Here is a 21085-nt window from a genome sequence, read left to right on the forward strand (position 1 = left end):
ATATCCTGTACAAAATCGCGAAGGACATGAACCATGCCACTCACTGAGAAACAGCTGAAGGAACGTGACGCCAAGCGCACTATCGGCGAAGAATTACTGGCAGCCATTCAGGATGTCAAAGCGGGGCTTTACGGCGCAGTCCACCAGGTTGAAATCACTCAAGCCGCGGACGCAAGAAGTAAGACTGGGTTGTCGCAAGCCAAATTTTCCGAGCTGTTGGGGGTGTCGATAAGAACCCTTCAAGAGTGGGAACAAGGGCGTCGCTCCCCCTCCGGCGCAGCACGTTCGCTGCTGCATATTGCGGCTATAAGACCGGACGTTTTCCGGGAAGTCCTCAGTAACGCCTGATGGCGTTACTGACGCGCAGGGCGATGACTATCGGCTGATCTTCAACCCCTTGCGCCCCGCATGCCGCTCCAACGCCAGTTCAATCAAGCGGCTGACCAACTCGCTGTAGCTCATCCCCGCCGCCTGCCACAGCTTGGGGTACATGCTGATCCGGGTAAAACCCGGCAACGAGTTGATTTCGTTGATCAGCACTTCGCCGTCCTCGGTGAGGAACACATCGACCCGCGCCAGCCCTGCGCACCCCAACACCTCGAACGCTTCGACGGCCAGGCGGCGAATCCGCTCGCTGGCTTGCACGCTGATATCGGCCGGCACCACCACTTGGGCCGCCTGGTCGTCGATGTACTTGCTGTCGTAGGAATAGAAGCCGCTGCTCACCACGATCTCGCCGCAACCGCTGGCGATGGGATGTTCGTTGCCCAGCACGGCGCATTCGATTTCGCGGCCGTGGACGGCGGACTCCACCAGCACTTTCTCGTCAAAGCCCAGGGCCAGTTCGACGGCGGCGTGGTATTCGGCCTCGTCGTTCACTTTGCTCACGCCCACCGAAGAGCCTTGGTTAGCGGGTTTGACGAACATCGGCAGGCCGAGCTTGCCCACCGCCATGTCGAACGACGTGCGCGCCGCGTTGTTGCGGTTGAGGGTGATAAACGGCGTGACGGCAATGCCGGCGTCACGCAGCAGGCGTTTGCTGATGTCTTTGTCCATGCACACCGCCGAACCGAGCACGTCGGAGCCGACGAAAGGCAGGTCGGCCATGCGCAGCAGGCCTTGCAGGCAACCGTCCTCGCCGAGGGTGCCGTGGACGATGGGGAAGATCACATCGATGTGCGCGAGCAGGCCGCTGCCGGCGGTTTCCACCACTTGCTGGCTGGCCTTGCCCGGCACCACCGCCAGTTCGCGGTTGGACTGGTTGAGGGCGATCAGCGCCGGGTTTTCCTGGTTGATCAGGAAGTTCGAGGTGTCGTTAAGGTGCCAGTGACCGGCCTTGTCGATGCCGATCAGCACCGGCTCGAAGCGCGAGCGGTCGAGGGCATCGACAATATTGCGCGCCGATTGCAGCGAGACTTCGTGCTCGGCCGAACGGCCACCAAAAATAATCCCTACGCGCACCTTGCTCATGACCCGACCTCACTGTTGAAAGTAAGGCTTCTTACCATGAGCGGTCAGCGATTCGCTACCAGATGTACACCGAACAGCATGTAGCAACTCCCGGCAAAACGGTCGAGCCACTTACGCGAGCGGCTGTAGAGGTCGGCCATGCGCGCACTGGAAAACACCAGGGCCACGCTGGAATACCAGCTGAACGACAAGGTGGCCATGATGATCACCGCCAGGGTCAACAGCATCGGCGATGGCGACGGCGGCATGGTGGACGCGAAGATGGTGGCGACGAACAGCGCGGCCTTGGGATTGGACAGATTGCCCAGCAACCCCAGGCGCCAGGCGGAAAACAACGAGCGCCGAGCCCCGCCCGGCAAGCGGCTCTGCCCCATCGCCGGCGCCGAGCGTTTGAACAGCTTCAACCCCAGGTAGATCAGGTAGCAGCCACCGATGATCTTGAACGCCAGGTACAGCATGGGGGCGGCGGTAAACAGCGACTTTATGCCCAGCCCACCGGCCAGCCCCCACAGGATCGTCCCAGTCGCGACACCCGCCGAGGCCACCACGCCATGGCGGCGCGAACAGCTGGCGGCCAGTTGCGCGGTGTTGAAGAAATTGGGCCCGGGCGTGACCACCGCCACCGTCCACAGCAGGGCCAGCGAGATCAGGGGCGTCACGTAGGCGGGGTTGAGCAAATCCATGGCGGGCAACTCCATCAGCACAGGGCACGAACAGCGATCATAGGCCTCGTCTGCCCCCCTGCACAATCGTACAAGACCCCGGCAGACAAGGGCCTCAGACTCGGTTAACGTGTTTCCACCTCTTCTTGTGACAAGTCACCATGGGTAAACCCACCCCCACCCTCGACTGGGTCCACCGCGCGCCGCATGCCAGTGGCCTGGACCGTATCGAGGCGTACTTCGCCGGCATCGCGTTCGACCTGCATCGCCATGACACCTATGCCATCGGTCGCACCTTGTTCGGCGTGCAGAGTTTTCATTATCGCGGCGGCATGACCCATGGCCTGCCCGGCACCACCATGGTGATTCATCCCGACGAGACCCATGACGGCCGCGCCGGCAGCGAGGAAGGCTTCAAGTACCGCATGATCTATGTGGAGCCGGCGCTGGTCCAACAGATCCTCGGCGGCAAGCCGTTGCCGTTTATCCCCGGCGGGGTGTCCACCGACCCGTGGCTGTTTCGCGCCAGCGAAGTGTTGCTGCAACGCCTGGACTGCCCGATCGACCGGCTGCAGGAGCAGGACGCCCTGTTCGACCTGGCCCAAGCCTTGAACAACGCCTCGGGAGCGATCACCACCCGCAAGACCTTCGATTACGTCGCCGCCGAACGCGCCCGGGAATTTATCCACAGCGCCCTGGGCCGCAGCATCACCCTGGATGAAATGGCCGAACACGCCGGCCGCGACCGCTGGGCCTTGTCGCGGGATTTTCGTTTGTTGTTCGGCACCAGCCCTTACCGCTACCTGACCATGCGCCGGCTGGATCTGGTACGCAGCCTGCTGGCCCAGGGCAAAACGCTGGTGGACGCAGCGATGATCGCCGGCTTCACCGACCAGAGCCACATGACCCGGCAATTTCACAGCACCTACGGCATGCCGCCGGCGCGCTGGGTGAAGATGCTCGGGCGCTGAACACGCTCAACCGGCGGGCGTCAGCTGCTGCCCGTCAATCGGCTGGCCGATCGTGAGGAAATGCCCGCCCGCCACATGGTGCAAGGTGCGCAGTTGATCAAAGCCTTCAAAGTGCCAGTGCCCTTCGCTGAACACGCGCTCGTCGGCATACGCCGCGACCACTTCGCCGAGGAACAGGTCGTAGGTCTGCTGGGTGTGCGGTTCGGGCAACAGGCGGCATTCCAACCAGGCGACGCAGCCTTCGAGCAAAGGCGCCTCAGTGTGTTCACCGTTGAAGGTGCGCAGGCCATAGGCGGCGAATTTGTCGAGTTCCGCGCCGCTGGTAGTGCCCACCGTCTGTACGAGATCGGCCTGGGCCGCGCAGGGCACCTGCAGCACGAAGGTGCCGGCGCGTTCCAGCAGTTGCCGGGTCCAGGTGGCCTTGTCCAGCACGACGGCGACTTTCGGCGGTTCGAAATCCAACGGCATGGCCCAGGCGGCAGCCATGATATTGCGCTGACCGTCATGCGCGGCGCTGACCAGCACGGTCGGGCCGTGGTTGAGCAAGCGGTAGGCCTTGGACAGCGGAACGGCGCGGCAGTGGTCGGGGCTCATGGAGGATCGGCTCTTCAATCGTGAAAAAACCTACGATACCTCAAGCACAAGCCCTACGGGTCAGTTCGAGAGCTGGTTGGCGAACTGCCCGACTGCACTGACGACCTTTTGCGCGCCGTCCTGGATTTCCACGATCACCGTGCCGGCTTCGGCTGCCAGGGCCAGGCCCTGCTCGGCTTGCTGGCGGCCGTCGCTCATCAGGCGCACCGCACCGACAACGTGTTCGCCGCGCGCCTGCAGTTGCGACATCGAGTAAGCCAGCTCCTGCAGGAAGTTGGCATTCGACCATTCCACCCGGCCTTCATCGGTGTGGCCGGCGTTTTCTGAAGAGCGCGTCAATGCCCGGCGTCACTCTTTTTTACAGCGGTCAGCTGCCATTGTTCCGGCAGATACCCATCACTTGATATTCCAGGGTATTGAGCTTGCCGCTGGTGTCTTCGTAGGTCATGCGCGAGGGCACGGGGCTGCATGAGCGGATCGGTGGTGTCACGTTGACCACCTTGGCGATGTCCAGGGTCATGCCATAGCGATAGGTCTGCACCACCGGGGCCGCTTTGCCCTCTCTGGCCGCGTACTCGGTCATGGCTTGTTCATTGCGCTCCATCATCAGCGCAAACGTGCGATCGCCGCCGCCTTCGGCCAATGCACCGAAGGACAGGATGGCCGTCAATATACCCAGGCTGGTTTTATAAAAGTTCATTGTTCATTCCTCGACTGAAAGTTCAGTGTCGAGACTAACTAAACAACCCTGACGCGATGTTCACCAGAAGATTACGTATTTGTTAGGTGGCACTAAGGTTCCAGAATTGTAATGTTCGCGCAACACAGCCGTTATCCACGGTTTGCAACTATCAGCCCGGGCCAAATCAATAAGAACGCCCGCCTCCATAAGAAGCTGATCACTGCCAATACCGAGGAGCGAAACATGCATATCCGTTATTACACCCTCCCCCTCTCACTCATCGCCGCCTTGCCCCTGGCAGCGCTGGCCGTGGAAGACCAGCCCGACGGTTTTATCGAAGGCAGCCGCCTGAACGTGCTGGCACGTAATTTTTACTTCAACCGCGATGATCGCAAAGGCCAATCCAGCCCGACCGGCAACGGCTATTCAGAAGCCTGGGCGCAGGGGTTGATCGGCAAGTTCGAATCCGGCTTCACCCAGGGCACCGTGGGCTTTGGCCTGGATGCGTTTGCCATGGTCGGCGTGAAACTCGATTCGGGCACCGGCCGCAGCGGCGGCAAGGGCTCGTTCGGCATGTTGCCGGTGGACCGCGACAACCGCCCCGAAGACAGCTACAGCAAGGTCGGCGGCGCCGCGAAATTGCGCGTGCTGGACACAGTGATCAAGGCCGGCGACGTGTTCCCGCTGACGCCGGTGGTGGCCTACGGCGACTCCCGTGTATTGCCGGAAAGTTTCCGTGGCGTCACCGTGCAAAACACCAGCCTCACCGGCCTGAGCCTGCAGGGCGGACGCCTGAGCGGCATGAGCCAGCCCAATGAAAGCGGCATGAACAAAGGCTTCGCGACGTTTTATGCGGGCCCGGTCGACTCGCCCTGGATCGGCTATTTCGGCGGAGACTATCAACTCAACAAGCACCTCGGTTTCAGCCTGTACAGCAGCCGCCTGAAAGACGCATGGGACCAATACTACGTCGGCAGCACCGCCAGTTACCCACTCACCAACGACGTCTCGCTGTTCGGCGACGTCAATTACTACAAGGCCGTGGACGAGGGCAAAAAGCGCCTGGGAACATTCGACAACAACATCTGGAGCGCCCGGCTCGGGGTGAAAGTCGGCGCCCACAGCGTTGCCGTGTCGCACCAGCGCAACAATGGCGACGACGACTTCGATTACCTGCGCCAGTCGGACTCGATCTTCCTCAACAACTCGATCCAGTACAGCGACTTCAACTCGCCCAAGGAACGCTCATGGATGGTGCGCTACGACCTGGACATGCAGGCCTTCGGCATTCCCGGCCTGACGTTCATGACCCGCTACGCCAAAGGCAGCGGTGCCGACTACAGCAACGCCAACGCGGTGTATATGCGCCGCGATGCCGCCGGTAATCCGCTCACGGATCAGCGCCGCTGGGAACGCGATATCGAAGCCAAGTACGTGGTGCAGGCCGGCACGCTGAAGGACTTATCCCTGCGCCTGCGCCAGGCGAGCGTGCGCTCAAGTGCATTTGAGTCGGACCTGGAAGAAGTAAGGGTCATTATCGAATATCCACTGGCGGTGCTCTAAGCAACGCTTACATTAACTTGCCGATGAAGTACATCTCTTCACAGGTTCAAATCTGTCAGAACTGTAATATCGGCCTCACCTTCGCGTTAAGTTGCAGTTTTTATACTGCGCATCGAGCACTATTCATCTCTGCAGCTTTTGTGTGGCTCCTTTGGAACGGAGATGAACTTTTTACGCCCCGTTTGGGGCGTTTTTTTTTACTCGCACAGCGGCGAATCGTCGCAGCTACCTGACGTGGCTTGACCCTATAGCGACTTCACGGCTCAGAGTTTTCCTACAGCCAAATTCAGCGCCTCTATGAGGCCATGCCCCCTCTCCGTTTCCTTTGAAGGTAAATCCCCATGCGTATCCTTGTGGTTGAGGACGAGCAGAAAACCGCCGATTACTTGCAGCAGGGCCTGACCGAAAGCGGCTATGTCGTCGATTGCGCCGCCAGTGGCGTCGACGGCCTGCACCTGGCCCGGCAACACACCTATGAACTGGTGATCCTCGATGTGAACCTGCCCAACACCGACGGTTGGGAAGTGCTGGAACACCTGCGCCGCGACGGCAACCAGCGGGTGATGATGCTGACCGCCCGCGGCCGGCTGACCGACAAGATCAAGGGCCTGGACATGGGCGCCGATGATTACCTGGTCAAACCCTTCGAATTCCCCGAACTGCTGGCTCGCGTGCGCACGCTGTTGCGGCGCAGCGAGCACATTCCGTTGCCGGACGTGTTGCGCGTCGCCGACCTGGAGCTGGACCCACGCCGCCACCGCGCCTACCGCGGCACACGACGCATCGACCTGACCACCAAGGAGTTCGCCCTGCTGCACGTATTGATGCGCCAGGCCGGCGAGGTGATGACCCGCACGCAAATCATCTCGCTGGTGTGGGACATGAACTTCGACTGCGACACCAACGTCGTCGAAGTCTCCATCAGCCGCCTGCGCGGCAAGGTCGACGACCAGAGCGAGGTCAAGCTGATCCACACCATTCGCGGCGTCGGTTACGTGCTGGAGGCGCGTCAATGAGGACCAGCAGCCTGTCGATGCGCCTGGGCCTGACGGTCAGCCTGATGGGCGCCGGACTGGTCGTGCTGCTGGCGACCCTGGCTTACCTGGCCTTGACCCACGAGCTGGACAAACTCGCGCGCAAGGGCCTGGAAAACAAGCTGGAGCAGTTGGAACACAGCCTGAGCCAGAGCCTCGCCCCCCGCGACATCAGCAGCCGCCCCCACTCGCTGCTGGACCTGGTGATGGGCCACGACAATATCTACCTGACCATCATGAGCACCCAGGCCAATACGCCGGTGCTCCTCAGCGTGGGCGCAAAACCCCAGCAGCCGTTGTTGCTCGACGTACCGGCCGGCAAGACCCTGGCCTACCTGAACTGGGTGGACGGGCATGGCAACCGCATCCTCAGCGCCTCGCGCATGGTGGCGCTGCGCAATGGCGAGAACGTGCGCGTGCTGCTGTCGCTGGACCGCTCCGACGATGAAGCGTTGCTCAGTGCCTACCTGCGCTCCACGGTGATCGCCCTGCCGCTGCTGCTGACCCTGATCGGCATGGGCGCCTGGTGGCTGGTGCAGCGCGGGCTGGCGCCGTTGCAGCAGTTCAGCCGTGTGGCGGCGCAGGTCAGCACCCAGGACCTGACCCATCGCCTGGCGCTGGACAACCTGCCCAAGGAGCTGGGCGAGTTGGCCCAGGGCATCAACTTCATGCTGCACCGCCTGGACGACGGTGTGCGGCAACTGTCGCAGTTCTCCGATGACCTGGCCCACGAACTGCGCGCGCCGTTGACCAACCTGATGGGCAAGGCGCAGGTGACGTTGTCCCGCGAGCGGCCTTCGCAGGAATACCAAGCGGGCCTGGAATCCTGCGTCGAGGAAATGGAACGCCTGTCGCGCATCGTCTCCGACATGCTGTTTCTGGCCCAGGTCAGCCATCCAGCGGCGCGGGCCGGGTTTGCCCAGGTGTCGTTGGGTGACGAAGCGCAGCGGGTGATGGAGCTGTTTGCCTTGAGCGCCGAGGACAAGCAGGTGACCCTGAACCTGCGCGGCGACGCCTGGGTGATGGGCGATCGCCTGATGATCCAGCGGGCCATCTCCAACTTGCTGTCCAATGCCATCCGCCACACGCCAGCCGCGTCCACCGTGTTGTTGCTGGTGGAAACCTACGGCCAGCGTGTATCGCTGTCGGTCGGCAACCCCGGGCGCGGCATCGAAGCGCACCACCTGCCGCACTTGTTCGAACGCTTCTACCGCGCCGACAGCAGCCGTACCCGCGCCGAGGGCGGCACCGGCCTGGGGCTGGCCATCGTGCAGTCGATCATGCACCTGCATCAGGGCCACGCCGATGTCAGCAGCCAGCCGGGGCGTTTTACGCGCTTCAGCCTGGTGTTTCCTCGTCCTTGCGATGCGCCCAGTGATACAACGCCGGCAGCACCAGCAAGGTCAGCAACGTAGAGGAAATGATCCCGCCGATCACCACCGTCGCCAGCGGCCGCTGCACCTCGGCGCCGGTGCCGGTGGCCAGGGCCATGGGGATAAACCCGAGGGACGCCACCAGCGCCGTCATCAACACCGGGCGCAGCCGGGTCAGCGCGCCCTCGTTGATGGCCATCGACAGCGAGCGCCCTTCCTCGCGCAGGTTGCGGATAAACGCGATCATCACCAGGCCGTTGAGCACCGCCACGCCGGACAAGGCGATAAAGCCCACCCCGGCCGAGATCGACAACGGAATATCGCGCAGCCACAGCGCCATGATCCCACCGGTCAAGGCGAACGGAATCCCGGTGAACACCAACAGCCCGTCCTTGAGGTTGTTGAACATCATGAACAACAGCCCGAACACCAGCAGCAGCGCCACCGGCACCACGATGCGCAGGCGGTCGGAGGCCTCCTTCAACTGTTCGAACTGCCCGCCCCAGGTAGTCCAGTAGCCAACCGGCACTTTGACCTGGGCGCCGATGGCAGCTTCGGCCTCTTGGACAAACGAGCCGATATCACGCCCCCGCACGTTGGCGCTGACAATCACCAGGCGCTTGCCGTTCTCGCGGCTGATCTGGTTCGGGCCCAGCACCAGGTCGAGGCTGGCGACCTGGGACAAGGCGATAAAGCCCAGTTGCCCGGAGGCGTTACCGGCCAGCGCCGGCACCGGGATCAGCAGCCGCGACAAGCCGTCGATATCGGTGCGCAATGCGTCGGACAAACGCACGACCATGTCGAAACGTCGGTCACCTTCGTACAACGTTCCGGCCTGGCGCCCACCGACTGCGACGGCAATCGTGTCCTGCACATCGCCGACGTTCAGGCCAAACCGCGCGGCCTTGTCGCGGTCGATATTGATGGTCAGTACCGGCAGGCCGGAGGTCTGCTCGACCTTCACTTCCGAGGCGCCGTTCAGGCCTTGCAAGGTCTCGGCAATTTCCCCGGCGGTAGCGTTGAGCACCGCCATGTCGTCGCCGAATACCTTCACCGCCACGTCGCTGCGCACCCCGGAAATCAGCTCGTTGAAGCGCAGTTGGATCGGTTGCGACAGTTCATACGCACTGCCCGGCACAATCGCACTGGCGCGCTGGATATCGGCGATCAGCGTCTCACGGGATTTCTGCGGATCAGGCCACTGATCCTTGGGCTTGAGCATCACGTAGCTGTCGGAAATGTTCGGTGGCATCGGGTCGGAGGCGATCTCCGCGGTGCCGGTGCGGGCGAAGACCCGTTCGATTTCCGGCACCTGGGCCATCAAGGTTTTTTCCAACTGCTGTTGCATCTGCACCGACTGCGTCAGGCTGGTGCCGGGCACGCGCAGGGCTTGCTGGGCGAAGTCGCCTTCACTGAGGCTGGGGATGAATTCGCTGCCCATGCGGCTGGCCACCAGCCCCGAGGCGACGATGGTCAACAGCGCCAAACCGAACACCAGCGGGCGCCGCGCCATCACCCCATCGAGCACCGGCGCATAGACCCGGCGCGCACTGCGCATCACCAGGTTTTCTTCTTCCTTGACCTTGCCGGTGACAAACAGCGCAATCGCCGCCGGCACAAAGGTCACCGAGAGGATCATCGCGCCGAACAGGGCGATCACCACGGTGAAGGCCATGGGGTGGAACATTTTCCCGGCCACGCCGGTGAGGGCGAAGATCGGCAGGTACACCACCATGATGATCAGTTGCCCGAAGATCAGCGCGCGCCGCGCCTCCTTGGCCGCCGCGAACACTTCGTGCAGGCGCTCGCTGCGGGTCAACAGGCGGCCGTGTCGCTGTTGCGCATGGGCCAGGCGACGGATCGCGTTCTCGACGATCACTACCGCGCCGTCGACGATGATGCCGAAGTCCAGCGCGCCGAGGCTCATCAGGTTGGCGCTGACTTTGTTGGTGAACATGCCGGTAAAGGTGAACAGCATCGCCAGCGGGATCACCATCGCGGTGATCAGCGCCGCGCGGATGTTGCCGAGGAACAGGAACAACACCGCGACCACCAGCAACGCGCCTTCGAAGAGGTTTTTCTTCACGGTGGCGATGGCTTTTTCGACAAGGTTGGTGCGGTCGTAGACGGTCACGGCGACCACGCCCTCGGGCAGCGAGCGGTTGATCTGTTCGAGTCGCGCAGCCACGGCCTGGGACACGGTGCGGCTGTTTTCGCCGATCAACATGAACACCGTGCCCAGCACCACTTCACGGCCGTTTTCGGTGGCGGCGCCGGTACGCAGCTCACGGCCGATCTCGACCTGGGCCACATTGCGCACGCGGATCGGCGTGCCGTCCGAGGTGGTGATGACGATGTTGGCGATATCGTCGATCGACGCCACTTGCCCCGGTGCGCGGATCAGCAATTGCTCGCCGCTGCGCTCGATGTAGCCGGCACCGACGTTGGCGTTGTTGCGTTCCAGGGCGGTGACCAGATCGCTCAAGGTCAGGTTATAGGCCGCCAGGCGCTTGGGGTCGGGGGCGATCTGGTATTCCTTGGCAAAACCACCGATGGTGTTGATCTCGGCCACGCCGGGCACGTTGCGCAGTTGCGGCTTGATGATCCAGTCCTGGATCACGCGCAGGTCGGTCGGTGTGTAGGGCGTGCCGTCGTCCTTGCGCGCGCCCTCTTCGGCTTCCACGGTCCATAGGAAAATTTCCCCAAGACCGGTGGAAATCGGCCCCATCGCCGTTTCGATGCCGACGGGCAATTGTTCACGGGCGACTTGCAGGCGTTCATTGACCAATTGGCGGGCAAAGAACAGGTCGGTGCCGTCCTTGAAGATCACCGTGACCTGGGACAAACCAGAGCGCGACAGCGAACGGGTCTGCTGCAACCCCGGCAACCCGGCCATCGCGGTTTCAATGGGAAAGGTGATGCGCTGTTCGGTTTCCAGCGGCGAAAAACCGGGCGCCGCCGAGTTGATCTGCACCTGCACATTGGTGATGTCGGGCACCGCGTCGATGGGCAGTTTCTGATAGCTGGCGACACCGACACCGGCCATCAACAGCACCGCCAACAGCACGATGATGCGCTGCTCGATGGCGAATTGGATAAGGCGCTCAAACATGGGAAATCACTCGCAGGATCAATGGGCGTGTTCGGCCGAGCCTTTGCCCAGTTCGGACTTGAGGATGAAGCTGCCGACCGTGGCCACCTGTGCCCCGGCGTCGAGGCCCCGGCGCACTTCGACGTAGCCGTTTTCGCTGACGCCCAGTTCCAGATGGCGGGTGACGAACCCGTCCGCCGTGCGAACGAACACCGATGGCTTGTCCTCGACGGTCTGGATCGCGGCCTCGGGCACGGTGACCTTGGCCTGGTAGGTGTCGGTGGCGATCTGTACGGCGACGAACAACCCCGGGCGCCAGGCGTCATCGGGGTTGGGCACGGTCACGCGCACGGTGGCGGTGCGCGTCTGCTCGCCCAGCAAGTTGCCCACATAGGCCACGGTACCGAGTACTTCGGTGCCCATTTCGGTGGAGCTGACTTTCACCGGCTTGCCGACGCGGACCTTGTTCAAGTCCTTGGGAAAGACGCCGAACGTGACCCACACCTGCGACAGGTCCGACAAGGTGAAGGCGTTGCTGGTCTCGCTGACCACCTCGCCGACGCCCAGGTGTTTCTCCACCACCACGCCGGCGAACGGTGCGCGCAATTCATAGCGATTACCGCCGGCCGGCACGGCGCTGCCGCTGAGGGCGGTCATCTTCTGGCGGGCGTTGTTCAGGGCGATTTCGGCTTCCTGCAAGGCCTGGCGCGCCAGCAGGTAATCCTGCTCGGCGGAGATCTTGTCCTGCCACAGTTGGCGCTCGCGCTGGAAGGTGGTGCGCGCCAGTTCGAGGCGACGCTGGCTGGCGGCCAGCTCACTGCGCTGATCGGAAATCTGCTGGCTGGCGATCACCGCCAGCAACTCGCCTTGCTTGACCGTCTGGCCGAGGTTGACCTTCACTGCCTCCACCACCCCCGCCGCACGCGGCACGATGTGCGACGTGCGGTCTTCATCGAAGCGCACTTCACCCGGCAACGACAGCACCGTGCTGATCGGCCGCGGCTGGGCCTGGGCCAGTTGAATACCGGCGGCCTCGATCTGCTGCTCGGTGAGTTCGAGTGTGCCTTCTTCTTCCTCGGCGTTTGCCAGGCCGGACAGCATCAGGCCCAGGACAAGGGCTAGCGCCACGCCATGTTTAGTCTGCATAGAGGACTCCAAAAAAAATCAGAAACGGGCGAGGTCGCCGTAGATCCGTTCGATGCGTACCCAGGCGTCGGTGGCCTGGGCGGTCGCCGTGAGGTATTGGGTGCGGGCAGCGATCAAGGTGCGCTGGGCGTCGAGGACGTCGAGGAAGTTGAACTTGCCCATTTCGAAGCCACGGGTGGCGCTGTCCACCGCGCTCTGCGCGGCGGGCAGGATCTGCTGGTTGAATGCGCGCACTTCGGTGTTCGCGGTTTGCCACAGGTCCAGGGCCTGGCGGGTTTCGGTGCGCAGGCGCAGTTCGGCGGCGTTGCGCAGGTCACGGGCCTGGTCGGCGCGGCGGGTGGCGGCGAGCACGTTGCCCTGGTTGCGGTTGAACAACGGGATCGGCATCGACACGCCCACCAGGTTCACGCGCTCGCGCACGCTGGCGTCGTACTGGCTGCCAATCGACACATCGAGGTCGGGGATGCGCTGGGCTTTTTCCAGGCCCACGCTGGCTTCGTTCTGCAGGATTTGCAGTTCGGCCAGGCGCAGCTCGGCGGTCTGCTCAAGACGCGCCAGCAGTTGCGCGGCGGGCGGCAACGTCGCCGGGACGCTGCTTGGCGTGGCGACAGCGGCGAAGTCGGGCGCGGCGCTGCCGGTGCTGGCAGCCAGGCGGCGATAGGCATCGCTGACACCCATCTGGGCGCGGTTGAGTTCCAGGCGGATTTCCGACAACTGCACCTGGGCGCGGGTGGCTTCCACTGGCGACGATTTACCGGCGTTGACGCGGCCGTTGGCGATCACCAGGCCGCGCTCGGCCAACGCCAGGGAGCGTTGCGCCAGGTCGAGGCGCTCCTGGGCGCGAAGGGCGCCGTAATAACTGTCGATCACCTCGGCGCGCAAGCCGTTGCGGCGCTGTTCGAGGGTCAGCGCCGCGACGTCCTGGCCGCGCGTGGCCAGCTCGATGCGCGCGCCGCGCTTGCCGCCCAGTTCCAGGGTCTGGCTTAACTTGAGCGTGGTGGTGCGGGTGTCGCGGCGGGTGTCTTCGGCATCCCACGAGGCCACCGGGTTGGGGATCAGCCCCGCCTGCTGGCGGCCGCCGCTGGCGATGTCGATCTCCCATTGCGCGGCGGCCAGGTCGGGGTTGTTGGCGAAGGCGGTTTGCAGGGCGGCGTCGAGGGTCAGGGTTTGAGCGCCGACCCCTTGTGCTGTCGCCAGCAACACGATGATCGAGCACAGTAGAGTTCTTGCACGAGTTGGCATAACGAGAGTTCCAGGCCCATGAAATGGCGGATAAATCCAAGCCGGGGCACTGTAACTTTCGGTACTTATCAGGGCGGTGGGGCGAACATTACAAATCCGTTAGCAAGGCTCAAGCATGGGCGTCTTCGGGCCCGTCACGATGAAAACCCTCGCCCTCGACCTGCAGCGTGACGTGGGAAATATCGAATTGTTCATGCAGCAATTGCGTCACTTGAGCGAGGACCTGCTGTTCGGTGCCCGGCATCGCATCCGCCACCAGATGGCTGCTCAGCACGTTCTTGCCACTGGTGAGCGCCCAGATATGCAGGTCGTGTACGTCCTTCACGCCGGGCACGCCACGCATGGCCTGCTCCACGCTGTCGATATCGACGCCGTCGGGCACGCCTTGCAGCAGCACATTCATGCTGTCCTTGAGCAGCACCCAGGTGCGCGGCAACACCCAGAAACCAATCGCCGCCGCCACCACGGAGTCGACCCAAGCCCAGCCGGTCAACATGATCACGACGGCCGCGATGATCACGCCGATAGAGCCGAGCATGTCGCTCCAGACCTCCAGGTACGCGCCTTTGACATTCAGGCTTTCGCCGCTGCCGGCGCTGAGCAGGCGCATGGAGATCAGGTTGACAAGCAGCCCCAGCACGGCGATCACCAGCATGCCGGTCGACTGGATTTCGGCGGGTGCCTGCAGGCGTTGATAGGCCTCATAAAGGATGTAGAACGCCACCGCAAACAGCAGCAAGGCATTGAACGCCGCCGCCAGGATTTCAAAGCGGGCATAGCCGAACGTGCGCTTGCGGTCGGCGGGGCGCTTGGCGATCTGGATCGCCACCAGGGAAATCGCCATGGCCAGGGCGTCGGTCATCATGTGCGCGGCATCGGACAACAGCGCCAGGCTGCCGGTGATAAAGGCACCGATCACCTCGGCAATCATGAAACTGCTGGTCAGCCCGAGGGCCATCCACAACTGCCGTTCGTGGCCGGCGCGTACCTGGGCGTGGTTGTGTCCTGCGCTCATGAAACATCCTCGTGGGGTGTGGTTGGATGAATCATAGCGCCCTAGCAGAAGATTCGGATGGGGTCGGCACTTCCTCAGGCCGCCAACGTATGGCGCTTGCTGAACAGCACCACGCTCACCACCCCCACCGCGCCCATCACCACGCAATAACCCACGCAAATCCACGGGCTGGTCGGCATCAGTGCGATCAGCATCAAGGGCGTGGTGCTCGCCCACAGCGCGTAGGCAATGTTGTAGGTGAAGGAAATGCCTGACACCCGCACCGGCGCTGGGAACAGTCCGACCATCACCGACGGCACTGCGCCGACCACGCCGCAGCTCAAGCCTGCCACGGCATATGCCGCGCCGAGCCAGACGCCACCGGCGATCAGGCTGGCGTATAACACCGCGATCCCCAGTGGCAGCAACAGGCTGTAGACCAGCACCGCGCGCCAGGCGCCGATGCGGTCCACCAGCAGGCCGGCGAGTACGCAACCGATGTTCAGGAACACAATGCCCAGCGCGCTCAGGGCGAAGGTGTGGCTGGGCGTCATGCCGAAGGTTTTCTGCATCATGGTCGGGGTGATGACCACCAGCACCACCACGGCGGAGGTGAGCACGCAGGTGAGGATCATCGCCGGCAGCAACACGCGGCGATGGTCGCGCAATACGGTGCGCAGCGGCAGTTCGGCGGCGGCTTGGCGGCGCGCCTGCATGTCGAGGAATACCGGGGTTTCGTTGAGCCAGCGGCGCAGCCACACGCCGATCACGCCGAAAACGCCGCCGAGCAGGAAGGGGAAGCGCCAGGCGTAGTCGAGGATCTCCGCCGGGGTGAAGATTTGCGCCAGCAGCGTGGCGGTCAGTGCGCCGAGCAGGTAGCCGAAGGTCAGGCCGGCTTGCAAAAAGCCCAAGGCGTAACCGCGGTGATGGGGCGGCGCGTGCTCAGCGACAAAGGTCCAGGCGCTGGGCACTTCACCGCCCACCGCCGCACCTTGCAGCACGCGCAGCACCAGCAGGATCAGCGGTGCGAAATAGCCGATTTGCGCGTAGGTCGGCATGATCCCGATCAGCAGGCAGGGCAAGGCCATCATCAGGATGCTCAGGCTGAACACGCGCTTGCGCCCCAGGTGATCGGCGAAGTGCGCCATCAGGATGCCGCCCAGCGGGCGCGCGAGGTAGCCGGTGACGAAGATCCCGAAACTTTGCAGCAGGCGCAGCCACTCGGGCATTTCCGGCGGGAAGAACAGTTGGCTGAGGGTCAGCGCGAAAAACACGAAAATGATGAAGTCGTAGATTTCCAGGGCGCCGCCGAGGGCGGCCAGGCCCAGGGTTTTGTAGTCGGAGCGGGAAAAACGCTGCGCCTGGGCAAGCGAGGTGGCAGTCATGTTGAGGCTCGGCAGACAAACAAAATGGCGTGCAGGTTATGAGCTGCGCCGGATGATGGCAATCGCGGCGGATATATTTGTTTTCCTCAATGATCGATGAAGATAACTGCATTCCCATATCAATGGCCGTAGCGGAACATGCCGTAAAACTGCCAAAACCATAACAATTACAAGAGGAACGACTCGTGGCCGATGCTATCGAAGAAAGCCGCTATGCCCGATTTGCCCTGCGCTGCTCCAATTTCGCCGAACGCTGGTTTCCCGACTCCTGGGTGTTTGCCGCCCTCGCCGTGATCATTGTCGCCGTGGCGACCCTGGGCATGGGCGCCGCGCCGACCGAAGCCGCCAAGGCGTTTGGCGATGGGTTCTGGAGCCTGATCCCGTTCACCATGCAGATGGCCTTCGTGGTGATCGGCGGTTACGTGGTCGCCAGTTCGCCACCGGCGGTGAAACTGATCGACCGCCTGGCGCGCATCCCGAAGAACGGCCGCTCGGCCGTGGCTTGGGTGGCGTTGATTTCCATGGTTGCCTCGTTGCTCAACTGGGGCCTGTCCCTGGTGTTCGGCGGTTTGCTGGTGCGCGCATTGGCGCGGCGCACGGACTTGCGCATGGACTACCGCGCTGCCGGTGCCGCGGCCTACCTGGGGCTCGGCGCGGTATGGGCGTTGGGGCTGTCGTCGTCCGCCGCGCAGTTGCAGGCCAACCCGGCCAGTCTGCCGCCGTCGATCCTGTCGATCACCGGGGTGATCCCGTTCACCGACACCATCTTCCTGTGGCAATCCGGCGTACTGCTGCTGGCGCTGATCGTGGTCTCGCTGATCATCGCCTACGCCACCGCGCCCGGCCCGAACAGCGCCCGTGACGCCAAGGCCTGCGGGGTCGACCCGGCCTTCAACCTGCCCACGCCGCAGGCCCCGACACGCCCGGGCGAATGGCTGGAACACAGCCCGGTGCTGACGATCCTGCTGGCGGTGCTGGCGGCGGGTTGGTTGTTCCACGAGTTTTCGACCAAACCGGCGATCAGCGCGATTTCCGGGCTGAACACCTATAACTTCCTGTTCATCATGGTCGGCGCGTTGCTGCACTGGCGCCCGCGCAGCTTTCTGGACGCGGTCGCCCGCGCGGTGCCAACCACCACCGGCGTGCTGATCCAGTTCCCGCTGTACGGCTCGATTGCCGCGCTGATGACGGTGGTCAAGGGCGGCGACGGCCAGACCCTGGCTCACCATATCTCGACCTTCTTCACCTCCATCGCCTCCCACGACACCTATGCCCTGTTGATGGGCGTGTACTCGGCGGTGCTGGGTTTCTTCATCCCGTCGGGCGGCGGCAAGTGGATCATCGAAGCGCCCTACGTGATGCAAGTGGCCACTGACCTGCAATACCACCTGGGCTGGGCCGTGCAGATCTACAACGCGGCCGAGGCGCTGCCGAATTTGATCAACCCGTTTTATATGCTGCCGTTGCTGGGCGTGTTGGGGCTGAAGGCGCGGGATCTGATCGGGTTTTCGTTCGTGCAGTTGCTGGTACACGCGCCGTTGGTGTTGTTTCTGTTGTGGGCGTTGGGGACGACGTTGAAGTATTTGCCGCCGGTGATGCCTTAAACGCAGCGGCAAGCTTGAGGTTTGTAGCTCCAGGCTTTCCGCTTAAAGCGTGTAACTTCAAGCTGTCTTCCCTGCGTCACATTCCACTGCTACCGTCCTGGCGAAATATCTTGCAACAAACCGCCAGCAAGGACTCCCGCAATGAGTGACGAGCACGAAGACCGCCCGGCCCCCGATTCCATCGATCAACCGCCGGTAGACACCAGCCGGCGGCGCTTCCTCGGCGGCGCAGCGGTGCTGGGGGTGGGCGCGACCTTGAGTGCCTGCGGCAATCCCGGCGACGCGCCGGGCAAACCGCTGCCTCGGCCGCTCACGCCGCAAGAGTTGGATAAGGCATTACACGACCAAGTGAAAACCGTCGTGGTGATCTACGCCGAAAACCGCAGCTTCAACAACCTGTTTGCCGATTTCCCCGGTCTGGAGAAACCGCTGTCGGCGTTGTCTCCCGCCGACTATCAGCAGCGCGACCGCGACGCCAGCGTATTGACCAGCCTTCCCCCGGTGTGGGGTGGTGTGTTGCAAGTCGGCTCGCAAAGCGTCGACGGGGTGACCTACCCCAGCGAAGTGCAATTCCAGGAAAACCTGCCCAACGCCCCGTTCGCCCTCAAGGGCCCGAACGCCGAAGACCTGCCCTTGAGCCTGGTCACCCGGGATTTGTGGCACGTGTTCTACCAGAACCAGATGCAGATCAACGGCGGCAAGAACGACAATTTCGTCGCCTGGGCCGATTCCGGCGGCCTGGTGATGGGGCATTACGCCCAGAGCCGTTATTCCCTGCGCCTGTGGGACGTGGCCAAGGAGTTTGTGCTCTGCGATAACTTCTTCCAGGGCGCATTTGGCGGCTCGTTCCTCAACCACCAATACCTGATCAGCGCGACCGCGCCGGTTTATCCAAACGCCGCGCAGTCGGTGGCCAAGGCGCAGATCGCCACGCTGCAAAGCGACGATCCCACCGACCCACGCCTCAAGCCCCTGGACAAATCCCCGGCCAGCGCCATGAGCGGCCCGCCGCAGTTCGGCCCGAGCGCGCTGACCCCGGACGGTTACGCCGTGAACACCCTGGCCCCGCCCTACTGGCCGACCTGGATTCGCGACCCGCAAAACCCGGACTACGCCAAGCCCGACCTGCCCAACGTGCTGGTGCCGCAAACCCACGAACACATCGGCGACAAGCTGTCGAAAAAGAACATCGACTGGGCCTGGTACGCCGGGGCCTGGCAAGCGACGCTGGAACAGTTCAAGGACTCGGGCGGCATTCCGAAGATCCCCAACTTCCAGTATCACCACCAGCCGTTCAACTACTTCAAGCAACAGGGCCCGGAAAACCGCGCGGAGCGTGACAAGCGCCTGCGCGACGCGGGCCTGGGCGATGAGTCGAGCACCAACAAGTTCTTTGCCGACGCGCAGGCGGGCAAGCTGCCCGCCGTGACCTTCTACAAACCCCAGGGCAACCTCAACATGCACGCCGGTTATGCCGACGTGGCCTCGGGCGACCGCCATATCACCCGCGCCCTGAAGGTGCTGCAGGAAAGCCCGCAGTGGAAAAACATGGTGGTGGTGGTGACCGTCGATGAAAACGGCGGCTGGTGGGACCACGTGGCACCGCCCAAGGGCGACCGCTGGGGCCCTGGCACACGGGTTCCGACCCTGGTGGTGTCGCCGTTCGCGCGCAAAGGCACGGTGGACCATACGGTGTACGACACCGCGTCGATCCTGCGCCTGATCACCCGCGTCTTCCAGTTGGAGACACTGGACGGGCTCAAGCGGCGCGACGACGCCATGATCGCCCGCGGCCAGAAACCGATGGGCGACTTGAGCAATGCGTTGCAGTTCGAGGTGTAGGACGGCTTATCCAATAGCGACACGCCCGGCGATTTTGCACGCGGTTTTCCTGGTCAGCCGCTACTGTGTGGAGGTGGGCTTTCACCCCGCGCAGACGGGCTCTCGCTGACAAGGAATCATCTATGTTTAAACCGACCAGGTTGTCCTTCACCTTGGCCGCACTGATCGCGAGTGCGGTCGTACAGGCCGACATCGAAGTACCGCTGGGCAGCACGCAACGGGTTACCCAGTTGTTCGCTTACCCCAATAACTGCAACGTGATCTGCTTCCGGCCGTGGACGCTGGAGCAGACCGTCGAGCACTACCTCAACCAGAGCCTGCAGCGCGACGGTTACAGCCGTGCCAAGGTCAGCGTCAGAAAGCATGACGGCCAGGTCGCGGCGACCTTCAGCGGCGTGCCCGACAACTATGGCCAGCCGCTGACGAGCTTGCTCGCTACCGCCGACCTGGCCTATCAGGGCGCGAGCCGGCTTAACAGCGATGGCAAGTGGGCCTACAACTGGTACTTGTTCCTGCCGCTGGGCATGGCCCTGGAAAACCGCAAAAGCATCGAACTGCTGCACTTTCCGCCAGATTACTCACTGACCCAGGCCCAGGATTACCTGGAATCGGCCACCACCGACCGCTGGGCCGCCCTGCTCGTCGACAATGGCATTCCGGCCAGCGAAACCCCGGCCTACCAGACCATCATCGACATCGCCCCGATCGCCGCGCCGTCCAACGCCGGTAAAGACCTGGAAAACGTCTACAGCTACTTCACCGACTACCAGACACGCATGGTCAAGGAACTGAGCCTGCCGCCCAAAGGTGCGTTGCCGATGGTCGCGTTCGGCGCACCGGTGCGCAGTTGGATCAAGCAACAATACGGGCAAACCGTGGGTGTGCTGGGCCTGGCGCAGATCAGCCCGATCCCCGGCAAAACCGTCTCGGTCCTGGGCGCCAACCACCCCAGTTACATCTGGTATGCGGCAAGCCCCGACACGTATGACGGTAACGAGCAGAAGGCCGACGAGGCCGGTTTGAAAGTGATGGGCCAGGATTTGAGCGCCGCCTGCTGGCAAGCCGGAATGGGCCAGAAACCGGCGAGCGATGCGAATGTGCTGCTCAAGGCGTGCATGAACACCTGGCAGGTCACGCGTAAAGAACAGACCTGCGAATTGTTCTACACCTCGGTGCGCAACCTGACCCCGGAACAGGCCAACGCCAAATGCGCCACGTCCGCGATCAAAGCCCAGCTCAAACAGCTGAAAGACGCCGCGCCCACCCCGACGATCAGCGCCCCGGCGCTGTAAAAGCGCAAAAAAACGCCGATTTCTACTGTCAAAGTTGACAGTAGAAATCGGCGTTATGTTCAGCGAGTCTTGATCCGGGCCCTTCCGCTGCAAGACTGCCAGTCAGACATCACCCGCAAGTCGATGCAGCCCAACCCAGG

17 protein-coding genes and 1 pseudogene are annotated in these 21085 nt (G+C 63.0%); 8 read left to right on the forward strand and 10 right to left on the reverse strand.

What is annotated here, in order from left to right; translation table 11 throughout:
* Positions 1 to 33: 33 nt before the first annotated feature.
* Positions 34 to 348, forward strand: coding sequence for a DNA-binding transcriptional regulator (locus C5F70_RS21195; RefSeq protein WP_104904008.1), 315 nt, complete (start codon positions 34 to 36; stop codon positions 346 to 348).
* A gap of 27 nt (positions 349 to 375) precedes the next feature.
* Here C5F70_RS21195 and ddlA read toward each other — a convergent pair whose 3' ends face one another.
* Both ddlA and C5F70_RS21205 read right to left on the reverse strand, forming a co-directional pair.
* Positions 376 to 1470 carry a D-alanine--D-alanine ligase gene (gene ddlA / locus C5F70_RS21200; RefSeq protein WP_017844486.1) on the reverse strand — a complete coding sequence of 365 codons (1095 nt, stop codon included), beginning with the start codon at positions 1468 to 1470 and terminating at the stop codon, positions 376 to 378.
* A 44-nt stretch (positions 1471 to 1514) separates the two neighbouring features.
* Positions 1515 to 2153: a LysE family transporter gene (locus tag C5F70_RS21205; protein ID WP_046487463.1), complete on the reverse strand. Its 639-nt coding sequence runs from the start codon at positions 2151 to 2153 to the stop codon at positions 1515 to 1517.
* Between the two features lie 140 nt (positions 2154 to 2293).
* Between C5F70_RS21205 and C5F70_RS21210 the strand changes: the two genes are divergently transcribed.
* Positions 2294 to 3103, forward strand: a complete 810-nt coding sequence (locus tag C5F70_RS21210) for an AraC family transcriptional regulator (protein WP_104904009.1) — start codon at positions 2294 to 2296, stop codon at positions 3101 to 3103.
* 6 nt (positions 3104 to 3109) lie between these two features.
* Here C5F70_RS21210 and C5F70_RS21215 read toward each other — a convergent pair whose 3' ends face one another.
* The 3 genes and pseudogenes from C5F70_RS21215 to C5F70_RS21225 form a co-directional block, all read right to left on the reverse strand.
* The gene (locus C5F70_RS21215; protein WP_017844489.1) at positions 3110 to 3697 is read right to left on the reverse strand and encodes a flavin reductase family protein; all 588 of its coding nucleotides are present in this window, start codon (positions 3695 to 3697) and stop codon (positions 3110 to 3112) included.
* 60 nt (positions 3698 to 3757) lie between these two features.
* Positions 3758 to 3907: pseudogene (locus C5F70_RS21220) on the reverse strand (chemotaxis protein); the annotation flags it as partial.
* Positions 3908 to 4064: 157 nt separating this feature from the next.
* A complete protein-coding gene (locus C5F70_RS21225) occupies positions 4065 to 4397 on the reverse strand; it encodes a DUF2790 domain-containing protein (RefSeq protein ID WP_046384813.1) in 333 nt (110 codons plus the stop codon).
* A gap of 225 nt (positions 4398 to 4622) precedes the next feature.
* Here C5F70_RS21225 and C5F70_RS21230 point away from each other — a divergent pair, with 225 nt between their 5' ends.
* The 3 genes from C5F70_RS21230 to C5F70_RS21240 all read left to right on the forward strand — a co-directional run bounded on the left by C5F70_RS21230 (position 4623) and on the right by C5F70_RS21240 (position 8391).
* Complete coding sequence (locus C5F70_RS21230; RefSeq protein ID WP_104904586.1) at positions 4623 to 5942, forward strand: OprD family porin; 1320 nt, start codon at positions 4623 to 4625, stop codon at positions 5940 to 5942.
* A 341-nt stretch (positions 5943 to 6283) separates the two neighbouring features.
* On the forward strand, positions 6284 to 6958 hold the full coding sequence (locus C5F70_RS21235) for a heavy metal response regulator transcription factor (protein WP_017844493.1): 675 nt from the start codon (positions 6284 to 6286) through the stop codon (positions 6956 to 6958).
* Complete coding sequence (locus C5F70_RS21240) at positions 6955 to 8391, forward strand: heavy metal sensor histidine kinase (RefSeq protein WP_104904010.1); 1437 nt, start codon at positions 6955 to 6957, stop codon at positions 8389 to 8391. Before C5F70_RS21235 ends, C5F70_RS21240 begins: the two co-directional genes overlap by 4 nt.
* On the opposite strand, the gene C5F70_RS21245 is transcribed toward C5F70_RS21240, so the two are convergent.
* The 5 genes from C5F70_RS21245 to C5F70_RS21265 all read right to left on the reverse strand — a co-directional run bounded on the left by C5F70_RS21245 (position 8315) and on the right by C5F70_RS21265 (position 16207).
* Positions 8315 to 11461 carry a CusA/CzcA family heavy metal efflux RND transporter gene (locus C5F70_RS21245; RefSeq protein ID WP_057005638.1) on the reverse strand — a complete coding sequence of 1049 codons (3147 nt, stop codon included), beginning with the start codon at positions 11459 to 11461 and terminating at the stop codon, positions 8315 to 8317. The genes C5F70_RS21240 and C5F70_RS21245 overlap by 77 nt on opposite strands.
* Positions 11462 to 11479: 18 nt before the next feature.
* Positions 11480 to 12586 (reverse strand): efflux RND transporter periplasmic adaptor subunit, encoded by a 1107-nt coding sequence (locus C5F70_RS21250; protein WP_057005637.1) that lies wholly within the window; start codon positions 12584 to 12586, stop codon positions 11480 to 11482.
* 18 nt (positions 12587 to 12604) lie between these two features.
* Positions 12605 to 13828, reverse strand: a complete 1224-nt coding sequence (locus tag C5F70_RS21255; protein ID WP_046384818.1) for a TolC family protein — start codon at positions 13826 to 13828, stop codon at positions 12605 to 12607.
* Between the two features lie 109 nt (positions 13829 to 13937).
* The gene (locus tag C5F70_RS21260; RefSeq protein ID WP_046384819.1) at positions 13938 to 14843 is read right to left on the reverse strand and encodes a cation diffusion facilitator family transporter; all 906 of its coding nucleotides are present in this window, start codon (positions 14841 to 14843) and stop codon (positions 13938 to 13940) included.
* 74 nt (positions 14844 to 14917) lie between these two features.
* A complete protein-coding gene (locus C5F70_RS21265; RefSeq protein WP_046487479.1) occupies positions 14918 to 16207 on the reverse strand; it encodes an MFS transporter in 1290 nt (429 codons plus the stop codon).
* A gap of 185 nt (positions 16208 to 16392) precedes the next feature.
* On the opposite strand from C5F70_RS21265, the gene C5F70_RS21270 reads away from it, so the two are divergent.
* The 3 genes from C5F70_RS21270 (at position 16393) to C5F70_RS21280 (ending at position 20945) form a co-directional block, all read left to right on the forward strand.
* On the forward strand, positions 16393 to 17811 hold the full coding sequence (locus C5F70_RS21270; protein ID WP_017844502.1) for a short-chain fatty acid transporter: 1419 nt from the start codon (positions 16393 to 16395) through the stop codon (positions 17809 to 17811).
* A gap of 141 nt (positions 17812 to 17952) precedes the next feature.
* Entirely contained in the window at positions 17953 to 19653 is a 1701-nt protein-coding gene (gene acpA, locus C5F70_RS21275) for an acid phosphatase (RefSeq protein WP_046487485.1), read from the forward strand.
* Between the two features lie 122 nt (positions 19654 to 19775).
* Entirely contained in the window at positions 19776 to 20945 is a 1170-nt protein-coding gene (locus C5F70_RS21280; protein WP_104904012.1) for a hypothetical protein, read from the forward strand.
* The last annotated feature ends 140 nt before the right edge of the window (positions 20946 to 21085 follow it).

Source organism: Pseudomonas sp. LH1G9 (assembly GCF_002949975.1).
GTDB lineage: Bacteria > Pseudomonadota > Gammaproteobacteria > Pseudomonadales > Pseudomonadaceae > Aquipseudomonas > Aquipseudomonas veronii.